At 55.6% G+C, this 20526-nt stretch carries 18 protein-coding genes and 2 tRNA genes; 8 read left to right on the top strand and 12 right to left on the bottom strand.

Annotated features, from left to right (window positions below; all coding sequences use genetic code 11):
* Nucleotides 1–84 precede the first annotated feature (84 nt).
* Complete coding sequence (locus tag CPH65_RS14940; protein WP_096174522.1) at nt 85–1338, top strand: TIGR03862 family flavoprotein; 1254 nt, start codon at nt 85–87, stop codon at nt 1336–1338.
* Here the strand turns inward: CPH65_RS14940 and CPH65_RS14935 are convergent, their stop codons facing one another.
* Nucleotides 1339–2193: a D-amino-acid transaminase gene (locus CPH65_RS14935; RefSeq protein WP_096174519.1), complete on the bottom strand. Its 855-nt coding sequence runs from the start codon at nt 2191–2193 to the stop codon at nt 1339–1341.
* Nucleotides 2194–2516: 323 nt separating this feature from the next.
* Here CPH65_RS14935 and CPH65_RS14930 point away from each other — a divergent pair, with 323 nt between their 5' ends.
* Nucleotides 2517–3431 carry a cation diffusion facilitator family transporter gene (locus CPH65_RS14930; protein WP_197704068.1) on the top strand — a complete coding sequence of 305 codons (915 nt, stop codon included), beginning with the start codon at nt 2517–2519 and terminating at the stop codon, nt 3429–3431.
* Nucleotides 3432–3434: 3 nt separating this feature from the next.
* Here CPH65_RS14930 and CPH65_RS14925 read toward each other — a convergent pair whose 3' ends face one another.
* Nucleotides 3435–4652: an oxidoreductase gene (locus CPH65_RS14925; protein WP_096174517.1), complete on the bottom strand. Its 1218-nt coding sequence runs from the start codon at nt 4650–4652 to the stop codon at nt 3435–3437.
* 193 nt (nt 4653–4845) lie between these two features.
* On the opposite strand from CPH65_RS14925, the gene CPH65_RS14920 reads away from it, so the two are divergent.
* Together CPH65_RS14920 and CPH65_RS14915 are read left to right on the top strand one after the other, a co-directional pair.
* The gene (locus tag CPH65_RS14920) at nt 4846–5805 is read left to right on the top strand and encodes a nitronate monooxygenase family protein (RefSeq protein ID WP_096174514.1); all 960 of its coding nucleotides are present in this window, start codon (nt 4846–4848) and stop codon (nt 5803–5805) included.
* Nucleotides 5806–5859: 54 nt separating this feature from the next.
* Nucleotides 5860–6273, top strand: a complete 414-nt coding sequence (locus tag CPH65_RS14915) for an MAPEG family protein (protein WP_096174512.1) — start codon at nt 5860–5862, stop codon at nt 6271–6273.
* A gap of 70 nt (nt 6274–6343) precedes the next feature.
* Here CPH65_RS14915 and CPH65_RS14910 read toward each other — a convergent pair.
* Nucleotides 6344–6420: transfer RNA gene (locus CPH65_RS14910), tRNA-Pro, on the bottom strand.
* A 256-nt stretch (nt 6421–6676) separates the two neighbouring features.
* On the opposite strand from CPH65_RS14910, the gene CPH65_RS14900 reads away from it, so the two are divergent.
* Nucleotides 6677–6751: transfer RNA gene (locus CPH65_RS14900), tRNA-Gln, on the top strand.
* A 102-nt stretch (nt 6752–6853) separates the two neighbouring features.
* On the opposite strand, the gene CPH65_RS14895 is transcribed toward CPH65_RS14900, so the two are convergent.
* Nucleotides 6854–7456 carry an exopolysaccharide biosynthesis protein gene (locus CPH65_RS14895; RefSeq protein ID WP_157747715.1) on the bottom strand — a complete coding sequence of 201 codons (603 nt, stop codon included), beginning with the start codon at nt 7454–7456 and terminating at the stop codon, nt 6854–6856.
* Between the two features lie 427 nt (nt 7457–7883).
* Here CPH65_RS14895 and CPH65_RS14890 point away from each other — a divergent pair, with 427 nt between their 5' ends.
* From CPH65_RS14890 to CPH65_RS14880, 3 genes are all read left to right on the top strand, one after another.
* Nucleotides 7884–8915, top strand: coding sequence for a substrate-binding domain-containing protein (locus CPH65_RS14890; protein WP_157747714.1), 1032 nt, complete (start codon nt 7884–7886; stop codon nt 8913–8915).
* 165 nt (nt 8916–9080) lie between these two features.
* Nucleotides 9081–9875, top strand: a complete 795-nt coding sequence (gene kdsB / locus CPH65_RS14885) for a 3-deoxy-manno-octulosonate cytidylyltransferase (RefSeq protein ID WP_096174503.1) — start codon at nt 9081–9083, stop codon at nt 9873–9875.
* Nucleotides 9872–10477: a histidine phosphatase family protein gene (locus CPH65_RS14880; protein WP_096174501.1), complete on the top strand. Its 606-nt coding sequence runs from the start codon at nt 9872–9874 to the stop codon at nt 10475–10477. The genes kdsB and CPH65_RS14880 overlap by 4 nt, the downstream gene beginning before the upstream one ends.
* A 114-nt stretch (nt 10478–10591) precedes the next feature.
* Here CPH65_RS14880 and CPH65_RS14875 read toward each other — a convergent pair whose 3' ends face one another.
* The 8 genes from CPH65_RS14875 to CPH65_RS14840 all read right to left on the bottom strand — a co-directional run bounded on the left by CPH65_RS14875 (nt 10592) and on the right by CPH65_RS14840 (nt 20496).
* A complete protein-coding gene (locus CPH65_RS14875; protein ID WP_096174498.1) occupies nt 10592–12226 on the bottom strand; it encodes an FGGY-family carbohydrate kinase in 1635 nt (544 codons plus the stop codon).
* A gap of 167 nt (nt 12227–12393) precedes the next feature.
* The gene (locus tag CPH65_RS14870) at nt 12394–14016 is read right to left on the bottom strand and encodes a fucose isomerase (protein ID WP_096176432.1); all 1623 of its coding nucleotides are present in this window, start codon (nt 14014–14016) and stop codon (nt 12394–12396) included.
* A gap of 129 nt (nt 14017–14145) precedes the next feature.
* Complete coding sequence (locus CPH65_RS14865; protein ID WP_157747713.1) at nt 14146–15147, bottom strand: TRAP transporter substrate-binding protein; 1002 nt, start codon at nt 15145–15147, stop codon at nt 14146–14148.
* A 57-nt stretch (nt 15148–15204) separates the two neighbouring features.
* Entirely contained in the window at nt 15205–16482 is a 1278-nt protein-coding gene (locus CPH65_RS14860) for a TRAP transporter large permease (RefSeq protein ID WP_096174493.1), read from the bottom strand.
* Nucleotides 16482–16994 carry a TRAP transporter small permease gene (locus CPH65_RS14855; protein WP_096174490.1) on the bottom strand — a complete coding sequence of 171 codons (513 nt, stop codon included), beginning with the start codon at nt 16992–16994 and terminating at the stop codon, nt 16482–16484. Before CPH65_RS14855 ends, CPH65_RS14860 begins: the two co-directional genes overlap by 1 nt.
* An 86-nt stretch (nt 16995–17080) precedes the next feature.
* Entirely contained in the window at nt 17081–18034 is a 954-nt protein-coding gene (locus CPH65_RS14850; RefSeq protein ID WP_096174488.1) for a phosphoglycerate dehydrogenase, read from the bottom strand.
* Between the two features lie 16 nt (nt 18035–18050).
* Nucleotides 18051–19004 carry a dihydrodipicolinate synthase family protein gene (locus CPH65_RS14845; RefSeq protein WP_096176431.1) on the bottom strand — a complete coding sequence of 318 codons (954 nt, stop codon included), beginning with the start codon at nt 19002–19004 and terminating at the stop codon, nt 18051–18053.
* 565 nt (nt 19005–19569) lie between these two features.
* The gene (locus tag CPH65_RS14840; RefSeq protein WP_096174485.1) at nt 19570–20496 is read right to left on the bottom strand and encodes a dihydrodipicolinate synthase family protein; all 927 of its coding nucleotides are present in this window, start codon (nt 20494–20496) and stop codon (nt 19570–19572) included.
* Nucleotides 20497–20526: the final 30 nt, after the last annotated feature.

Genomic DNA, 20526 nt, shown 5'->3' with positions numbered 1-20526 from the left:
CTGCGTATGTTTTTCATCAGCATTTCCCAACCGGTGCAATTGGTCTTATGAAGAGAGACCAAACACATAAGGGAATCATGACACATGCCGCATAAGCCTGACGGGAAAACAACCAACGTCGCCATCGTCGGCGCTGGTGCGGCGGGCTTGATGGCCGCCGATCATCTTTCTGCCCTCCGGCCCGATCTTGCCGTAACGCTTTTTGATGCCATGCCCTCTCCAGCGCGCAAGATCCTGATGGCTGGCAAGAGCGGCCTCAACATTACCCATAGCGAAGGCCTCTCTGATCCCGCACGCTTTGCCAAACGTTATGGTGCACACGCTGACTGGATGGCACCAATGCTGGATGCGTTCGGGGCCGCTGAAGTTGTCGCATGGATGTCCGAGCTTGGTCAGGAAAGCATCACCGGATCATCGGGGCGCGTGTTCCCCACCAGCATGAAGGCGTCGCCACTGTTGCGGGCTTTGATGCGCCGGCTCGAGGCGCGTGGCGTTACGCTCGTCCCGCGCCATCGCTGGCGTGGATGGGACGAGACGGGGCAACTGGTTTTCTCGACTGGTCAGGACAGCCCCCCTTCTTCCGTACAAGCTGATGCGACACTCCTGGCGCTGGGTGGGCCGAGTTGGTCACGCCTTGGCACCGACGGCGCCTTTCTCCCAGTGCTCGCAGAGCTTGGCCTTGAAACCAGCCCCTATCGCCCGGCAAATTGTGGATTTGATGTAGACTGGCCGGAAGACTTCATCGACCGCTGGGCCGGTCAACCGGTAAAATCGGTCCGGCTGCATTTTGATGGACAGTCTGTACCGGGGGATTTCGTTATCACCCGCAATGGCATTGAAGGCGGCCCGGTCTATGCACTCTCGGCGGCTTTGCGCGACCAGATCGAAGCAAAGGGCGAAGTGCAGCTCGTCATCGACCTGCGCCCAAACCAAAGCGAAGACGAGCTTGTCGCTCGTCTCTCGCGACCGCGCGGCAAGCAATCAATGGCCAACCATTTGCGCAAAAGTGCCAAGTTGCAGACCGTCGAGACCGCGCTGCACAAGCTGCTCACCGACCGGGATGTGATGTCCGATCCCGAGCGCCTTGCCCGGAGCCTCAAGACATTGTCCCTACCCTTGCTGCGCCCTCGCCCGCTGGATGAGGCGATCAGCACGGCAGGCGGCGTGTCGGTTGATACATTGGATGACCAACTGATGGTCAAGGCAAGACCGGGGCTGTTCTTGGCTGGCGAGATGCTGGACTGGGAAGCACCCACAGGGGGGTATCTGCTCACCGCGTGCCTTTCGCAAGGCTACAGGGCTGCCAAGGGCATTGATGATTATCTCGCCAAGGCCTGATCAGGTGCAGCTCTTCAAGGCAAAGTCGATATAAAGCTCTCTCAGGCGTTTGGCGACCGGTCCGGGTTTGCCATCGCCAATCGGCTTGCCATCAAAACTGACAACCGGCGTGACGAAGGTTGAGGCGGAGGTGATAAAGGCTTCGGCTGCGGCTTCTACTTCTTCAGGCGTGAATTTGCGTTCTTCAACCACGATGCCCGTTTCCTCTGCAAGCGCAAGAACCGCCTTGCGGGTAATGCCGTGCAAGATCTGGTTGCTGAGATCGCGGGTGATGAGCTTGCCTTCGCTCGTCACGATATGGGCATTGTTCGACGTCCCCTCAGTGACGAAACCGTCTTCAATCATCCAGGCATCATTGGCTCCGGCATTGAGAGCGGCCTGTTTGGCGAGCGAAGCCGGCAGCAGACCGACGGTCTTGATATCGCGCCGTTGCCAGCGAATGTCGGGCAGGGAAATCACTGAAAGGCCAGTCTCGGCTGCTGCGGACTTGATCACTGGACGGCTCTGGGAGAACATGACGAGAGAGGACTTGGCGTCCTTGGGAAAGGCGAAGTCACGATCCGCAACCCCGCGTGTTACTTGCAGATAGAGGCCACCTTCCTCGACATCATTGCGCTCCAACAATTCACGCTGGATCTGCTCGATCTCTTCCATCGAGCAAGGCGCGGCCATGTCGAGCTCGCGAAGGGAGCGCTCGAGGCGGGCCAGATGAGCCTCATTGTCCACCAGCTTTCCGCCCAGAATGGTCGAGACTTCATAGACCCCGTCGGCAAACAGGAACCCTCGGTCAAAGATCGAAATGGTAGCCTTTTCCTCTGGCAAGAATTCTCCATTCACATAGACTGTGCGTGACATTTGGGGCCTTTCCTGACGCTGCGGGGAAACTGGGTTTATCCGATCAAAGACACGGGTCGGATCAGAGGACTGATTGAGCCATCCCAACTCGGATGTGGCGGGATCGACGCGATCGCTTGCGACCAGCTTAGGGTCTGCCTTGCAGCTTGACAATCACTCGTCTCGCGCCCAGCATTTCTTGCACCGGTTATTCACCTTTATCGAATATTGCAGACAAGCGTCTGGGAATCATGTCCCAGCTATGCAAGAAGGAGCGCATGGTCTGCGAGGCCATGCATCTACACCTGTTTCCAGACGACCCGATTTCGAGTGATCCTCTTGCCATGACCTCCAAAGCTGCCATTTTCACCCCCAAACAGCTTGCGATCGGTTCGATCATTGTTGCGGTTCTGGTGTTGGGTTTGAAATATCTGGCCTACGCCATGACCAACTCGGTCGGGCTCTATTCGGATGCTCTGGAATCCATCGTCAATCTGGCTGCGTCCATCGCCGTGGCAATTGCCATCTGGCTGAGAGACAAGCCCGCCGATCACAATCATCCCTATGGCCACGACAAGGCGGAGTATATCTCCGCCGTCCTTGAGGGCGTTCTGATTGTTCTGGCGGCCGTTGCGATTTTCATGGAAGCGAGCGAGGCCCTGCTACATCCGCGTGCGCTCGATATTCCGGTGCTCGGGCTTGGTCTCAATGCCTTGGCAGGTGTTTTGAATGGCGGCTGGGCGATGGTTCTCATCCGGCTTGGCCGCAAGATGCGCTCACCGGCGCTGGTGGCTGATGGCAAGCATCTCTTCACAGACGTGATTTCATCGCTCGGCATTCTCGTCGGCATCGTCATCGCGTTGGTCTCGGGGTTGAATTGGCTCGATCCGCTGCTCGCCTTACTGGTGGCGATATTGATCTTGTGGACCGGGTGGGGCCTCATTCGAAACTCTCTGGGGGGCCTGATGGACGAGGCAGTCGACGAGGAAGAGCTTGAACACATCCAGCAGGTGATCACAGATCATGCGCACGGTGCGATCGAAGCCCATGATTTGAGAACGCGTCATGCAGGCAGAATCACCTTCATCGAGTTTCATCTGGTCGTACCAAGCAACATGACCGTCTTTAGCGCGCACGAAATCTGCGACAAGATTGAGGACGGGCTGGAAGCGGCCATTTCCAGCGCCCATGTGGTCATCCATATTGAGCCGGAGGACAAGGCCCACGAGCCAAACGCCGATGGCAGCATGGTGATCTGACGCCTAGTTTTGGCCTCCGAACCGGGCCTTCCAGCGCTTCACACGCTCCTGATCCCTTGCTTCATAGTCGGCAACCGCTTGCGGCAAGGCGCGGCCAGAGGCGCTCTGGTCTTCAGCCCAATCGGTCATCCGCATGGTATACCAAGCGGTGATCCCGCCTTCAGGGCGCGCGTCAAATCTCGGAAAAGGTGGATCGAATGCCGGATCGGCCTGCCATTTGTGTGGCAGTTCGGGTTCGATGACCAAAGCTCGTGCAAGGCCTATGATATCGGCCTTGCCTGACGCGATGGCGTCTTCGGCATCATGCCTCTTTTTGAACCCGCCGGTGACCATCAGCGGCTTGGCGGTCAGTTTCTTTGCCTTCTCGGCAAAAGATAAAAAATATGGCCCGCCACCGCCCGCATCGGATGCGGATTTGGCTCCGGGAAAATAGGTGCCGCCGCTGATATCGATGAGATCGATAGATGTTGTCTCAAGCGAAGTGACCAGTTGCAGGGCTTCTTCTTGAGAAAAACCACCTTCGAGCTGATCTGTTGCGTTGATCTTGATCGCTATGGGAAAGTCTGGTCCCACCGTCTGACGGACGGCGGCGACTGTTTCGAGGATCAGTCGCATACGGTTCTCAAGCGATCCGCCATAATCGTCGGTGCGTTTGTTGAACAATGGGGAGAGGAACTGGCTGAGCAGGAAGCCGTGTGCAGCATGGATTTCGGCACCGCCAAAGCCAAAGTCCCGCGCAAGAACAGCTGTTGCGGCGAAGTCTTCCGGCAGCGCTCTGATCTCCTCAAGGCTGAGGGCATCGCACTGAAGACCGGGCAGGTCGAGTGCGCTAGGGCCTTTGGGCGTGCTGATTGGAGCGTGCGCCATGGCGCCTGCATGGCCCAGTTGAAGCCACAACAGCGCCCCTTCTGCCGCTCCAGCCTCAGCCAACGCTTTAAAAGGCGCAGGATCCTGATCCATTGACAGAACCAGATTGCCCGGCTTTTCGGCAAAGTGGCCATTGCCCTGCACCTCACCGATGATCGCTGCGGCTAGTCCACCCTCGGCCCAGCGGGCATACAGACGCATCTGCTCTCTGGTGGGCAAGCCGCATCCGTCCCCAAGCGAATCCGACATGGCGGATTTGATAATGCGATTCTTGAGCATTACCCCGCACGGCAACCGCAGTGGCTCAAACAAAGGGCTGTTGTCATTGGCGGAGGTGGTGACGTCATCGATCATGAAAATCCCTTGGTTTCTTGCAAGAATCCTTAAAATACAAAGCCAGTATGAGGACAGGAGGTACAGGTTTCAACCGCAGGCCGATGCCGACGCAATGAGACCCCATGCCTTTGACTGATTTACAGCCGCTCAGGCCTTCGCTAGCCTGCCGTTAACGTAACATGCAGCCAACAGCAAAAGCGAGACTTCCCAGATGAGCCTTCCTGCCCTCTTTGATCCCCTTCGCCTGCCCGTCGTGGCCTCACCCATGTTCATCATTTCCAATCCGGCGATGGTCGTTGCCCAGTGTAAAGCTGGCATCGTGGGGTCCTTCCCGGCCCTCAATGCCCGGCCGCAAGAAGCGCTTGATGGTTGGTTGACTGAAATTGAAGAGGCGCTCGACGCCCACAATCAGGCCAATCCGGATAGTCCAGCCGCACCCTATGCGGTCAACCAGATCGTTCATCGTTCCAATGACCGATTGATGGCGGACCTTGAGGTCTGCGTGAAACATCAGGTGCCGATTGTCATCACCTCACTGGGCGCGGTGGAGGCAGTGAACGAGGCCGTGCATTCCTATGGTGGCATCGTGCTCCATGATGTCATCAACAATCGTTTTGCTCGAAAAGCCATCGAAAAGGGCGCGGATGGTCTGATTGCCGTGGCTGCGGGTGCAGGCGGTCATGCTGGCACCTTGTCTCCACTCGCCCTGATTGGCGAAATCCGCAGTTGGTTTGATGGCCCGCTTCTGTTGTCCGGTGCCATATCAACCGGCTCTTCCATTCTCGCCGCACAAGCCATGGGGGCCGATCTTGCCTATATGGGATCAGCCTTCATCGCATCCAAAGAAGCCAACGCCGAAGAGGCCTACAAGCAAATGGTCGTGGACTGCGCAGCGGACGACATCATCTACACGGACAAATTCACCGGGGTGCATGGCAATTACCTTAAGCCTTCGCTGGTTGCTTCAGGCATAGATCCTGCTGAGCTTTTGAAAGAGGAGCGCAGTGCGATGGACTTTGCCAAGGCCCCCGGCAGCGAGGCCAAGGCGTGGAAGTCGATCTGGGGCTCTGGTCAGGGCATCGGCACGGTGAAGGCCGTTGAGTCCATTTCCGATATCGTCACGCGCCTCACAGCGGAGTATGATGCTGCCAGAGCCCGGCTTCTTGCCTGAACCGGCTCCCCTGATAGCCCCGATCTCCAACGCCTGTTTGAGAAGGACAATCGCATGGCAACCGTACTTTACGCCGGGCTTCTGGCCCTTCTGTTTGTGGGCCTTTCCGCTCGTGTCATTCAAGGACGCTATCGCTATCGTGTGGCGCTGGGTGATGGCGGACAGGACGATATGCAAAGGCGCATTCGCAGCCATGGCAACTTTGTCGAATATACGCCGATGTTCCTGATTCTGCTGGCCCTCGTCGAGTATCACGGTCTGCCCTCGCTGGCAGTGCACGGACTTGGCAGCCTCTTTCTGGTTGGGCGTCTGTCTCATGCTTATGGCGTCGGGGTCAAGGAAAGGATCGGCAAGGGGCAGTTGCAGCACCGTATCTATCGGTTCAGCGGCATGCTGTGCACTTTGTTTGCGATCAGCTTTGCAGCGCTCATTCTGCTGGCCCAATTCACCTTTGACACGATGGAATGATCAGCGGATGCAACGCGCATCGCGAACAATGGCATCGGGACAAAAATATTCCATTTTGGGGGAAGTACCTTGGTCGGAGCGAGAGGATTCGAACCTCCGACCCTCTGGTCCCAAACCAGATGCGCTACCAGGCTGCGCTACGCTCCGTACCTTCGGTGGAGGCGCTTATAGCCTTCCCCTTGCCCGATGGCAAGGGCCAATCTGTGCAATTCCATGAAGAGGTTGAGATTTCCACGTTTCCTATTGCACCAGCTTTCCGGCTTCAGCCTGACGACATGAGCACTTCGGGTTCACAGGCCCCTTTTGCCTTGTGAAAAAAACGCCTAACGGGCATTGCGTCCCTCAATCCCGTTATGTATAGAAAGCCTACTCTGGACGTGGGCTGATTTGCCTGTTGTCCTGCTGGGGTGTGGCCAAGTGGTAAGGCATCGGTTTTTGGTATCGTGTATCGTAGGTTCGAATCCTACCACCCCAGCCAATTCTCTTCCATTCAATTGAATAAGCAAGCCGAGCTTCTTTGCCATTGGCGCCTGAGTCTGCAAACGGTCTCATCGCTTATCCTCGAGCGGCCGGGCCTGGCTCAAAGAAATAGAAATAGCACAGCGACGGCAGCTCCGCTCAAAATCAGCAGACCAAGCACGGCCAGCAACCCGTCCCGAACGATAAGAGCGGTGGCAAGAAGGCTCACTGCGGCCCCGAGGATCGATGAGGAGAAGGGAATCAGCTCCATAAATGGCATCGTCAGCCCGCAGAGCATACAGACCAGCTTCATCAGCGTCCGTGCCGGTGGTTGAACCAGAAACGAAAAGCGTTTTTTGGTGAATCGGTCGATATAACCCGCCGGCTTTTGCAGCGATGTCATAGCGGACCTGAATTTCTCCGTATCCACCTTGCGCCTCAGAAGCCATCCGGGAAACCAGAATTGTTCTCGCCCAAGCAGGGCCTGAAATGACACCAGCGCAATGGTAATCCCCAGAAAAGACGATGCTGTCGGAATACCGCTCAGAGGCGATACCGCAAGCAAGGCAGGCACGAGGATCAGCGCAACATAGGACTCTGCGCCGAGGGTATCCATTGCCTCCCCGACCGACGTCTTTTCTCCATTCGCCGCTTCATTCGTCTGTTCTAGAATGGAAACGACGGAAGCATCCTGCTCAGTGGTCTTGGTCGATTGGTCAGACATTTGTCCCTTTGGCAATCGTTTCAGCATATCAGCCTTGGTGAAACACAAGCAGTCATCCACTGCCCTTTCAACAAGAACCCTTGAAGGTGGCAATTGGTTCCCCCGTGGGGTTTCAAAAAATCGACGGTCGACAGCCCGAATGTGCCAAGCCTTTCACCCATGCCTCCCTGCTTTGCTCTCAAGGGTCGTGACGGCTAGACAAATGCGCTCATCTTGACGAAGCACGTAGTTTTGTTCATTGCCTCGGCGGAGATAAGTCACTATATTTCTTGTATCTTTGAAGCTTTCTTGTCGTTCATGGGCCAATTGCATGGTTTGCCCAAAAGACAGAAATGAACCCTGCGAGGGACCGGCTCTATCCTGACCTTTTTCGAGGTTGTCATAGACTTCGATGCTCTCAGCTCACTTTTGTGATCGATTGGACCTCATGCCAAAAACAATATCGGAAATCGCTGCTGCAACAGGATATTCCAGAACGACAATCACCCTGGTTTTAAAAGGACAGGCAAAGACCTATCGCATCAGCGATCAGGCCCAGAAGACCATTGAGCAATATGTCGCCGACCATGGTGGCTATACGATCAACCAGACGGCGCGCAATTTGAAAATGAAGCGCAGCTATACGGTCGGATTTGTCGTGCCGGATCTGGCCAACACCTTTTTTGCCAATCTCATCGCCTATCTTGAGGTTATGTGTCGCGCCGAGGATCTCGTGCTGATCACGACGTCGAGCGGTGAAGACCCTGACCTGGAACTCAAGGCCATCAACAGCATGCTGGGACGCGGCGTTGACGGTTTGATCATTGCCCCCTGTTCTCAAAAAAGCTTTACCGCAGGACTGAAACGGGCCAAAAAGACACCATTGGTCGCAATCGACCGTTACTATCCGGACGTTTCAGCCCCCTTTATCTCAAGCAATCATTCCGAGAGCGCCCGTATGATCACCAAGCGCATAGCCGAGCATGGCTGCTCGCGCATTGCGCTCCTGTGCGGTCATCCGGAAAATCCAAGTATCGAGTATCGTATCGCCGGTTTTCGCGAAACGGCGCGTGAAGCAGGCTTGAGCGATGAAGATGCCGTGGTCCTGTCAGTTTCGGACGACAGCATCGAAGCAGGCAAGGAACTTGGTGCGATGCTGCTCGCAGACAATCAGGAGCTGCCGCCAGCCATTCTCTGCTCGTCTCTTCTGGTCTTGGAAGGTGTTCTGGATCAGCTCAAGTCACAGCTGGGTCAGGTTCCGTCCGATCTTGTCATCGGCACGTTCGACTATGACGGCTTGCTGGAGTTTTTGCCCAATCTCGTCTTCGCGATCAAGCAGAATGAAGAGGGACTGGCCCAGTCCATTTTCGCGCAATTGAAATCGCAAATGGACAAACTAGAAATGGATATCGAGCCACAGATCATCGATACAAGACTCGTGCGGCTTTCCTCTCGCAGCCAACATGCGGATGCTGGCTGAGGCGATCCACTGGCAGGAACAGGCGCGGTCCGGCTCCGGTAAGATGAGACACGGCACAATCTGGCCCCCAGCTGTTCACAAAGACAGAATTGTTTTTGCCGCTCTCTGGCCATTCATGGCCTCAGTTCGTAAAACAACGACAGGTCCGAACCGGAGGAACGCCTGATGTCGACTGCAATCATTATCCCAGCCCGCTATGGTTCAAGCCGCCTGCCCGGCAAGCCGATGCTCGGCATTCTCGGCTTGAGCATGCTCGAACGTGTCTGGCGCATTGCGAATGCGACGACCGGGTGCTCCCGCGTCGTTATCAGCACCGAGGATCAGCGTGTTGTCGACCATGCCAAGACGTTCGGAGCGGAAGCCGTCCTGACACCAGAATCTTGCCGCAACGGAACGGAGCGGACGTTTGCGACCATCGAAGCGGCCAACATCGAAGCGGACGCCGTGATCAACTTTCAGGGCGATGCGGTCCTGACCCCGCCGTGGGTGCTGCAGTCGATGATTGACGAATTCGAGAAGGCCGAAGGTGATTTCGATCTCGTCACCCCGGCAACAAAGCTCACTGCCGAGGCGCTCGAAGCGCTGCGCGAGAGCAAAAAGGTCAATCCTGCAAGCGGCACGACCGTGGTGTTCGATGCCAAACAGAATGCGCTCTATTTCTCCAAAACCATCCTGCCCTATTTCAGAAGTCAGGGCTTTGCGTCTGTCTATCGCCACATCGGGCTTTATGGCTATCGGGTCCCGGCGCTCAAACGCTATGTGTCCCTGCCCCCCTCTCCGCTTGAACAAACTGAAGGTTTGGAACAGCTGCGCGCCCTTGAAGCTGGCATGACGGTGCGCGTGGTCATTGTCGACTATCGCGGGCGCACCCATGCGTCTGTTGATGCCGCAGAAGACATCACAATCGCCGAAGAGATCATCCGCCGCGAAGGCGAACTGGTTGAAGGGAGCAAGGCATGAAGGTGATTCTTGTCAGACACGGCAACACGTTCGGTCCCGAGGACAAGGTCGTCTGGGTCGGTGCGCGCAGCGATCTTGATCTTGTCGAGAAAGGCAAGGAACAGGCGGCAGCTGTTGGCGAGGCACTTAAGCAAAGTGGCCTCAAGCCATCGGTGATCTGTTGCGGCCCGCTGAAGCGCACCATCCAAACCACGGATATCGCGTCCAAGCATGCCGGATGGTCCGACGTACCGATTGAGATTACCGATGCCCTGAAGGAAATCGATTATGGCGACTGGGAAGGCAAGAGCAACGAGGACATTCGCGCCGAATTCGGAGACGCAGCGATAGACGCATGGCAAAAAGACAGTGTCTGGCCGGAAGGGTTGGGATGGCTGCCGGGGGCAGAGGTCATTCAGTCCAACTGGAACGCCATGATGGTCTCGATTGAGGGCCGATATGGACTGGATGCGGTCGCCGTGATCGTCACCAGCAACGGCATACTGAGGCTGGTCGCCCCGCGATATGGCATTTCGGCATCTGATGCCAAGGTCGGCACAGGGCATATTTGCCTGATAGAAGACGGCGTGGTCAAAGTCTGGAATTCCAAAACACTCTCCTGAAACCGCCAGCCTCCACCCGACGGCATATTGTTTCGGCCCTCCTTCCGGGCCGATCCAATCAGTTTGCCCCGCTCCTCTGATCTCAACCAGAGGAGCGGGACACGCTCACCAAATCTACTTTTTCACCAGCCCACGGATCTTGCGGTCAGCTGACTGCAGCAAGCCGAAAGCTTCGAACTTGGCGTTGTGCAATTGCATCACGTCGCCGGTGTCGGGTTCAACGAGGTCCTTGATCCGCGACATGGTCTGGCCCGCCTCGACAAGATCCTTGAACGTTCCTGCAGCAACAGCACCCACGATGGCACCACCGAGGAGAACGGGCTCGGCCGTCTCGGGAAGTGCGATCTTGAGGCCGGTTGTGTCGGCAAGAATGCGGCGGAAGAGACTGCTCTGCGCTGCACCGCCACTGAGCACCAGCGTATCAATCTCGACGCCAGACTTGCTGAGCGCTTCAACGATCTGGCGCGTGCCATAGCAAAGGCCACAAAGACCCGCGACGTAGAGCCTGACAAGGCCATTGGCCGATGCATCAAGTGTGAGACCAGAAATCACGCCGGTCGCTTCAGGGTCGGCATAGGGAGCGCGGTTGCCAAGAAACTCGGGCACGACCTGAAGATCCTGAGCCAGCCAAGCCACCTTATCCATGGAGCCTGCGAGTTTGAGAGCCTGTTCTTCAAGATGCACGAGGATCGGCTTGTCGCCTGCGGCCGCTTTCACCTCGGCATAGGCCGGATGGAGCGTAATCAGGTGATCGAGGGCCGCGCCATAAGCCGACTGCCCCCCTTCGAGCAGCCAGTATCCCGGCACCATGGCACCATGATAGGGCCCCCAGACGCCGTCAACGAAGGTCGCGTCCTTGGCCAAAGCCATCGCGCAAGCTGATGTCCCCATGATCAGGGACATCTGTTTCTCCGGTTCAAGGGTCGTGCCGTCGGGCAGACGACCGGCAAAGGTTCCCACGCCACCGCTGTGGGCATCAATGAGAGAGGCCCCGACCGGCGTACCGGCACTAAGCCCCAATTCGTCGGCCGACTTTTCGGTCAACCCATTGCCAAGAGGCGTTGCGATATCGACAATCTCGCTGCCGATACGGGCAAAATTTTTGTTGGTCAGGTCACCCAGACCGATGGAATGGAAATAGTCCGCATCCCACTTCTTCTCATGGGCCATATAGGTCCATTTGCAGGTGACCGTGCATACCGAGCGGGCGGTCGAGCCGGTGGAGCGCCATGACAGGAAATCTGCAAGATCAAAGAAATGCCCCGCTGCCGAGAAGACATCTGGCTTGTGTTCTTTGAGCCAGAGCAATTTGGGCGTTTCCATTTCAGGTGAAATGGTGCCGCCGACATAATTGAGAACTTCGTAGTGGCCGCAATTGATGCGGTGCGCCTCTTTGATCGCACGATGATCCATCCAGACGATGATATTGCGCTCGGGATCATCAGACGGCCCCACGGGGAGCGGCGTGCCTTGGGAATCGAGCACCACCAGAGAACAGGTGGCATCAAAGCCAACGCCCTTGACCTCAGAGGGATCCTTTATGCCGGCATCAGCAAGGACCTTGCGTGTGCAATAGCAGATTGACTGCCAGATATTTTCAGAGGACTGCTCGACGATATGCCCGTCTTCGCGCCAGGTCTGGATGTCTTTTTTCGCAACACCAAGCAGCGTTCCGCTCTCGTCAAATAGGCCGGCGCGTGCGCTGCCGGTTCCTACGTCAATGCCGATGAAATAATTGCTCACGCTCATGTCTCCACTTTACGGAATGAGATGGCTCCCCTTCCGCGCTTTCGATTTCGAAAATCTGTCTGTGTAAGAACCGTGGAATTTGTGCTTAACGAAATTCCCATGCGATGGCACTGCCAACCTTGGGTCGGCAGCGCCTGATTTTATTAAACAACCCTCTTAAGGGCAGATCAGGACTTGAGCGGTCCGCCATCAGCGGCGGTTCCGCAAAGGCTGACTTCCATGCCGAGTTCGCTTGCAAGCGCGGCTTTGGTTGCCATGGCCTGATCGGCAGCATCGGCATCGGTTGCGTAGACCACCTGAATGTGGTTGGCCTTATGGCGCGCCATCATCTGGTCACGGGTAACGCCGTAAAGAACGCCATGCATCATGGGCCAGGCATAGTCCGTCTGGGTCCAGCGACGCTCGGTTTCTTCTTCAGGCAACGAGATCGCCTTACCGCGGCCAAGGTCCATTTTCAGCTTGCCATCTTCAACGAAGATGCGCGACCAAACGATTTCGCCGGGCTTGGCGATACCGCGCAAGGTGCCGCCACCTGCGGGAAAGAACATGGCGGGTTGCCGCATGGAGGAACTCATGCTGTACCCGCCATGATGGGCTGCCGGAGCAGCTCCAGAAATCTCGAACACCCAGACATACTCGTCCGTCGTGCCCGACTGATCAAAGTCACCCCAGCGCAGATCGTGCAGCGTGGTCTCCACTGGCTGGCCGAGCGCACGATGAATACGATTGGTCATCAGGGCATCAAGACCGGCGCACTCATCCACTTCGTTGAAATGCACAACAGCTTGTCCATCGCGAATGACCTCGCCTTTGGCATTCTTGACCGGCGGGCGTTCATCATTGTTGAGGAGGCCTTCGACAAGGTCGGAGGCAGGCAGAAGGTCTTTCAGGCCCTGCTGATACTGGATGCCGATAGTCTCACAGCCGAAGTCTTCAGCAATGCGGACCGCGGCAATGTACATTTTGCACTGCAGCAGCACCTGCTCTTCGATGAGATCCGTCGCACCGTCCTTGCCATAATGGAAGGTGATGCCGCTCTTGACGAGCCAGTCATAGGCTTCGCGTGCGTCTTCATCGGAGACCTGCGTGGTGGCGTAATAGAGCGCGGATTGGGACAGGCGTTCCTTGAAGATGCCGAGGGGGAACAGCATTTCATCGGGAATGATGGCATTATACATGCCCATGCAGCCTTCATCGAAAATGCCCATGATGGAGCGTTTTTCGCGCAGATCGCCTGCAATATCCTTGGCCAGAGACACAGCCTTTTGGTTTGCGGAAGGCGTGTAGGCGGTGACGTGGCTGGTATCGTGGGAGACGGATCCGGTTTTCAGCCATTCACCGAGGCGTTCGATAAACCACTCGTCCTCGAAGTCGACACTCCAGAGCGAGGAATATTTCACGCCAGCTTTGGTCAGCGAGCCGTTCAGGTTGAGCAGGCCAACCAAACCGGGATAGGTCGGAGACCAGTTGCCTACTGTCAGGATCGGGCCTTCATGGGCGATCAGACCGGCCAGCAGGTGCTGGGAATATTGCCAGACAGCTTCAGCGACGATCAGCGGCGCCTTGCGATCCAGATTGGCGAAAACTTCAAGCCCTTCCTTCTGGCTCGCAATGAAGCCATGTTTGAGGTCTTCCTTGTAGGGATGGGCTCTCGTAACGGAGCCGCCAAGGGTTTCGATTACCTTGGTCAGCTTCGCTTCCATTTCAGCTTGCGCAGGCCAACAGGTTTCGTTCGCGCTTGGGCGCAAGTCACCACTTGCGACCAGATACGACGTTTTTTTATCTGTCATAAGCTCACTTTTCAGGCGGATAATTTGCAGAAGCATTCATTCTGCGGCACAGGATCGAGATGATCGCCGCAGGTGGTTGCCGCCAGTCCGAGGGGAACCGGCGACAACCCTTCTTGGGAGAGTTGGAACTTATTTGATTTCGTTCATCAGAGTATCGACGATTTCATCGCCAGCCGTTTCGCGAACCAAGTTCGCAACATCGGCGGTTTTATCCTGAAACTGCTTCAACTCTTCCGGGGTCAGATCGATGATGGTCATATTCTTGGCCAATTCAGCACGCTGGGAATCTTCCAGCTCTGCCTGAACCTTCCACTGGAAGTCGGTTGCAGTTTTGAAACCGTCATCGACAACTTTTTTCAGATCATCAGGAAGGCTTTCGTACCAGCCTTTGTTGATCATCGAAATGTTGGCGAGGAAGATGTGACGGGTATTGGTCAAGTAGCCCTGAACTTCGTAGAAGCGCTGGGACAGAATATGGCCATAGGGGTTTTCCTGACCGTCAACAACACCCTGCTGCAGGGCTCCATAGAGTTCCGGGAACGAGATCGGGGTCGGAGCTGCGCCGAGGTCTTTCCAGATCTTGATGTGAACAGGGTTTTCCTGAACGCGGATGCGCAAGCCTGCATCAGCGATATCTTTTGGGCTATGAACTTCGGTTTTCGCAGTTGTCAGGTTACGGAAACCACCGTTCATGATGCCTTCGTAGCGCAGTCCTTTGGCATCAAGTGCCTTGGAAATTGCTTCGGCAAGCGGGCCGTCGTTGACCAGAGCCTTACGTTCCGCATCATCGGTAGGCATGACGTAAGGAATGTCAAAGACGGACAGTTCTTTGATGAACTGGGTTGCACCAGAGGTAGACATCGGGCCGAACTGGATATCGCCAAACATGGTCGATTCCATGATCTCGCGGTCACCACCCAGAGCACCACCACCCTGATCGATCACTTCGATGCGACCGTCAGATTTTTCCTCGATCTCGCTCTTGAGTTTCAGGAATGCCTGATAGATCGGATGTTCGGTGTCTGACAGCGTATGAGCCATGATCATGGTATAGTCTGCAGACCATGCTGGACCCGTAGCGGTCATGGCGACGAGCGCCACACCGGCAAGAAGTTTGTTGAAATGTTTCATGGTTTCACTCCCTTTTGTTGAACTGGTTTGGAATTGAGAGAACTTCGTCATTTGGCTTTACCCGAAGGCATTTGGAAGCCACAGGGACAGCTCCGGAACATAAGTGATCGCGGCCAGCCCCAAGATCAGCAGGAACAGCGGCACGGGTAGACCCTTACAGATGTCCACGACACTGAGCTTGGTTAGTCCCGTTGCAATGAAGATGTTGGCGCCGACCGGCGGGGTAACAAATCCGATTGCAAGGTTGGTGGTCAAGATCAGACCGAAATGGAGCGGATCAATGCCATATGGCAACACGATGGGCAGGAAGATCGGCGTCAGCACAATGATCGCAGCCAGTGTTTCCATGAACATGCCGATAAGCAGCAGCATGAAGTTGATCAGCAGCAAGAGCATGATTGGTTCGCTGACGATGCTGTTGATCAGATCACCAAGCATGACCGGCACACGCAGGAGGTTGAAAACGCGGCCAAGAGCTGCACCCGTGCCTGCAATAATCAGGATGGGAGCCACCGTCAGCGCCGTCCGGCCAACCGTGTTGACCAATTGCATGAAGGTCATCTCGCGGAACACGAATATCGAGATAACGGCACTGTAGGCCACAGCAATCGCGGCAGCTTCAGTCGGGGTGAAGGCACCCGAATAGATACCACCCAGAACAACGACCGGAGCCAGCAGAGCCCAGACGCTCTGGCGCATAGCCGTCATAAGCGGAATGTTGCCTGCGGTTGTCTTGATTTTGTCTTTGTGCTTGGTGCCGTACCAGAATGCCCAAGAGCACAGCAGGAAGGCGATGGTCAGTGCAGGGCCGATCCCAGCCATGAACAGACGGCTCACGGACACGTTCGCTGCCATACCGTAGATGATCATCGGGATACTTGGCGGCACGATCACCCCAAGGGTTCCTGCGGTCGTCACAAGAACGGTTGCGAAGCGTTTGTCGTAGCCATTGCTCACCAGCAAGGGGATTGCCATGGCGCCGATGGCGGCAACGGTCGCAGGCGAAGAGCCTGAAATAGCACCGAACAGCATGCAGGCCACAACGGTCGAGATGGCGAGACCACCGTTCAGTCGACCCAGCAAGGCATCAGCGAAGCTGAACAGACGACGGGCGAGACCGCCCTGAGTCATGATGTCACCGGCGACCATGAACAGAGGCACAGCCAGCAGGGGGAAGGAGTCGATCGCGGTTACGATCGTGCGGACCACCTGGCTGGAGTTGATCGGCGCGCCCATCCAGCCCGGCACAAACGCAGCCAGACCCAACGACATCGCGATGGGGATTGTCAGAAGAAGAAGGAACAGGAACGAAGTCAGGGCAACTATCGGATACATTAGTCAGCCTCCTCCACAGGGGTGCCCAGAACAACGTCTGCATCGGGCTTGCGGGTTTCTTTGTAGATTGCCTGAATGGTACGCAGAGCCGCCATGCCACAGCCAACCGGCAGTGCGAGATACACCGTCCACATGGGCACTTGCAGCGTCGGAGAAAGCTGCCCGATGGCCATGACCCGCTGCACAAACGGGATGCTGTAGTAGAGAATGACAGCACAGAAGACCAACACCCCGGTATGGGAGATGATCGAGAACAGCTTGATTGAACGAGGACCGAAGAGAACGGGAGCAAAGTCCACGATAATATGGCGGGATTCTTTCACCGCCAGGCTGGCACCAACCATCGTGCACCAGACCAAAAGATAGCGCGCCAACTCCTCAGCCCAAACGAGCGGTTCGGCGAGCACGTAACGCATAAACACCTGGATCACCAGTGTGATCGTTGTCGTCATCAGAACGCCCGTGACGACTATTCGCTCCAGATGTCGGTCCAGAAAACCGAATATATTCATAAAACCCTCCCTTTTTAGCCTGTTGTTGGTTAGAGTTTTTTTTGCGGGAGTGAGCGCAGCAAGCTGCGCTCACATCATTGTTCTGCCTAGAGAAGGTTTTTCGGCTCGCGTCCTGCAAAAACGTCAAGAATGGCGTTCGCGGTCAACAGCCCCACTCCGTGGTAGGTTTCGTAGGTTTCTGCTGCCGTATGCGGTGTTGTCACGATGTTGGGAATGTTAAAGAGCGGGTTGTCCGGAGACGTTGGCTCCTGTTCATAAACATCAATGGCTGCGGCACGCAACTTGCCGCTGTTCAGAGCATCAGCGAGTGCTATCTCGTCGACAAGGGCCCCGCGCGCGGTGTTGATCAGATAGGCACCATCTTTCATCTTGCCGAAGGTTTCGGCGTTCATGAAATGCTGTGTCTCGGGCAGGCTTGGCAGCATCATGCAAAGAACATCCGCGGATGAAATAACCTCATCGGCTTCCATCATGGCAACATTCAGTTCATTGGCTGCTTCCATGTTCGGAAACTTGTCGTAAGCAACGACATTGACGTCAAAGCCCTGAAGTTTCTTGGCGATGAGGCGTGCGATATTGCCGAAACCAAGCAGACCGACCGTGCGATTGACAATCTCGTCACCCACGAAACGATCCCATGCGCCCTGCCTTGTCGTCACATGCAGCTGCGGAACATGTCTCATCGCGCCAATGATAAGCCCGATTGTCAATTCCGCAACGGCATTGGAGTTGCCACCAGCCGCGTTTGTAACCTTGACATCGTATTTCCGTGCGGTTTCAACATCGATATTATCGACGCCAACACCAAAGCGCGAGATGACCTTCAGATCCGGAGCGATCTTGAAGACATCTTCATTCCAGTCATCAACACCGGCAACAACCGCCTCGACACCGGAAATCCGTTCCTTGATTTCATCGAATGTCATCGGGCGACCGAACGGGCTTTCGATGATTTCGCAGTCATTCTCTTCGAGCAGCGCCTTGGCGGCACCGCAGAGTTTTGAATAGTTGGTGGCGGTAACGAGTACTTTATGTCCCATTGATCCCTCCTAATCCCTATTTGACGTCGAGACCAAGCATCTCGGCAAGTTTTTCACCGAGCGCAATTGTCTGTGCAACGGTCGTGGGGAAGTGGTTTGCATAGTAACCACCGGTGGGCCGGGTGCGGCAAAGATCGGTCGCGAAATTGCCGATCGACTTCTGATAGCTTTTGGCACAGACCGGATAATCCAGAGCTTCAAGCATAGCAGCAGACGTCAGATACTGAGACAATGTCTCTGCTTTCTCGGGCTCGGTCTTCCAGTTTTCAAGCAGCCACACCCAAAGCTGAGGATGGAAGTTTGCCATCACACCACTATAGCCATGACAACCTGCCTTCAGGCTTTCCAGCACGGTCTGGGCATTGGCGTTGGCGATATGCAGCTCACTGCCTTCGACCAGCTTGGCCCGGCGCTTGAGCATTTCCGGATCGCAGCAAGTGTCCTTGATGAAGGTGTAGCGACCGGATTGGGCGCACCATTTGACAGCTTCATCGGGAAGCAGGCGCTTGTAAGGATAAGGGCACTCATAAAGCCCAACACCGACTTTTTCGGGAATCTGCGCGGTCATGTCCTGCAGACGCCGCAGGAAGACTTCACCGGATTCATCAGCCGTCGCAAGACGGTTGCTGATCATGATCACGCTGTCGACACCGGTTTCAGCCTGCGCCTGAAGCTGTTCAGCCTGATGGGAGGGAGAAGACGCGGTGTGACCGGAGGCAACGACAGGAACGCGACCATTCGCATGATCGACCACGAATTTGGTTAGCTTGAGCGATTCCTCTTCGGACAAGAAGAACATTTCGCTCGACTGACAGTTTGCGAAGAGGCCGTGAACACCACAATCAATATACCAGTCAATCAGCTTCTCGAGCGATTTCCAGTCGATTTCCAGCGTGTCAGTAAATGGGGTCAGCATCACGGGCCATACGCCGGAATGATGCTCGAGTGCCGCGTTGTCTTTATCAGTCATCGTTGCTGCCTGTTCTGTATAGTCACGCGAGTGAGAAAAGGCCGGGAAGACGGTTCGGGGTCTGCTCATCGCGCATCGAAAGATACTGCTGGCTCGACATCTGCTTTTTGTGGAATGACGTGCGATCCATCCGCTGATCAACTGCCGCGGAACTTGATCCCGACATCTTCGCCAATAGAAAATCGGGCGAGATGGACGGGTCTTTTCACACGACGTGCTCAAACTTTGGTTTTTCGCAAATCCTCCCAGAATTGCTTGCTGTTACGAGTTAGCAATCGACATCTAGTCCATTTTAGGTCTGTTGGCAACCTCTTCCGGACGGGTTTTGTGACTTTGTGATCCGATCATCACCAACTTTTTTATAGCCCTATCCTCAGGTCGGGCCACGCATGGAGAAATCTGAAACAAGTCACGGTTCAAGACTTCCAATTCCTTGCACACTTTAAATTTGAAGCAGAGGGCGTCCAGTCCCGACCTTCTCTGTTAGGAGGATCATCAAACCATGCGCTGGTATGGTCGATTGATCAGGGTCGTAGGACGGCGCCCTCCGCCGCGGGGACTCTTTTTACAGAGCCTTGATCTTTGCGCGAAAGGCGTTTTGCCCCTCAACGATCTTCGCCAGCAGGACATCAAGCGCCCAGAATTTTTCGACGATGTCGAACGTGACTGCGCGGCTTTCAATCTGGGCGAATGTGCCAAGCTGCTGATGATAGAGTTTTGCGAGCTTCGGATAGCCCATCGGCTCGGCCATTGCTGCCAGAGCGAGATAGACAGAGAGCTTATCTGCCAGTTCCGGATGATCCTGATGGCTGATCATCAGCCACTTGTAGAGATCGGGATGGAAGTTCGTGAAAACGCCAGTGAACCCACGCGAGCCAGCCTTCATTGCATCAAAGGCGATGGCAGCATTGGCGTTGACGATTGCCAGAGGGGTGCCTTTGGTCAGTTCAACACGCCGCTTGACGGTTTCCAGATCACAAGAGACATCCTTGAGAATGACAAAGCGACCGCTGTCGGCACAGAATTTGATTTCCTCGTCCGTCAGCAACCGGCGATAAGGCGCCGGGCATTCATAAAGACCAAGAGGCATATCGGCCGGAAGAGCGGCGAGAATTTCCTTCATGTCATCGATGAACTTGGTGCCACCCTGCTGTTTGGCATCAAGGCGGTTGGTCACCAGAACGATACCGTCAACACCAGTTTTGGCGATGGCGGACAATTCGGCGATCTGGTCTTCAAGGCTTTCGCTCACATGACCGGAGGCAATGACGGGAACGCGGCCTGCAACGACCTTTGCGACATGTTCAGCCAGTGCGATACGCTCTTCGAGGTCGAGGAACAGCATCTCGCTGGACTGGCAAACGGCAAACAGCGCATCAACGCCATTGGCAATATACCATTCCACCAGATTGGTCACACCCGGATAGTCAATCTTGCCGTCTTTGAACGGCGTGATCATAACCGGTATGATCCCTTCGAATTTCTTGGTCATCTTCTTCTTCCTGCTTGAATTCCGACCCAC

The sequence above is a fragment of the Cohaesibacter sp. ES.047 genome (genome assembly GCF_900215505.1).
GTDB lineage: Bacteria > Pseudomonadota > Alphaproteobacteria > Rhizobiales > Cohaesibacteraceae > Cohaesibacter.
The sequence above is the reverse complement of the archived record's forward strand: the minus strand, read 5'-3'. Positions and strand labels throughout refer to the sequence as shown.